The following is a 273-nucleotide window of genomic DNA, read 5'->3' as shown; positions in this document are numbered from 1 at the left end:
ATCAATTGCAGCAGCTGCCGCTCCCCGACCATCGTCGCTTCCGCTTGTGAACGCAGATCGCCCAAACGCTCCTCAGGCAGACGCATGTTGGCGGCCAGCAAATTAGCGACATCAGAGAGAAAAATGCCTTTGCTCCACATCCGGATCGGCGGGACACGTATGCCCTCGCCATAATGGTCCTGCGATTGCACATCAAATGAACCGGGAACCGAGCCACCAACATCAGCCCAGTGTCCATTGGATTGCATGAGCGCAATCAATTCCCCCTCGTAG

1 protein-coding gene is annotated in these 273 nt (G+C 56.0%); it reads right to left on the bottom strand.

Annotated features, from left to right (window positions below; all coding sequences use genetic code 11):
• Positions 1-273: hydantoinase B/oxoprolinase family protein (locus SB719_RS20105; RefSeq protein ID WP_412159731.1), on the bottom strand; the 273-nt coding region annotated here is incomplete at both ends.

Source organism: Pantoea sp. SIMBA_079, from assembly GCF_046940275.1.
Classification (GTDB): domain Bacteria; phylum Pseudomonadota; class Gammaproteobacteria; order Enterobacterales; family Enterobacteriaceae; genus Pantoea; species Pantoea borealis.
Note: the sequence above shows the minus strand (reverse complement) of the source record. Positions and strands in the feature narration are given on the sequence as shown.